The organism is Achromobacter sp. GbtcB20 (genome assembly GCF_019091095.1).
GTDB classification, from domain to species: Bacteria; Pseudomonadota; Gammaproteobacteria; order Burkholderiales; family Burkholderiaceae_B; genus Achromobacter; species Achromobacter mucicolens.
This window is the reverse complement of record NZ_JAGXJZ010000499.1, coordinates 1-276: the sequence shown is the minus strand read 5'-3', so window position 1 is coordinate 276 and position 276 is coordinate 1. Positions and strand designations below refer to the sequence as shown.

Annotated in this window: 1 protein-coding gene; it reads left to right on the top strand. The window is 62.7% G+C overall.

What is annotated here, in order from left to right:
• Nucleotides 1-143: 143 nt before the first annotated feature.
• Nucleotides 144-276: phage tail protein (locus tag KVT32_RS29935; RefSeq protein ID WP_217619411.1), on the top strand; the 133-nt coding region annotated here is incomplete at its 3' end.

Sequence of the window (276 nt, the reverse complement as noted above, 5' to 3'; positions counted from 1 at the left end):
ACCCCGGGACCGATGACGGCGAACGCCATCGGCACGGCCGCCGGCGGCAACCAGCCGCACGCCAACATGGCGCCCTACCTGAGCGGGAACTTCATCATTTCGTTGTTCGGCATCTTCCCGATGCAGACTTAAGGAACACTTCAATGAGCGATCAATTTGTAGGCGAGATCCGCATCTTCCCGGGCGACTTCGCCCCGACCGGCTGGGCCCAGTGCAACGGCCAGCTGATGCCGCTGTCGCAGTACACCGCCCTGTATTCCTTGCTCGGCACCGTCT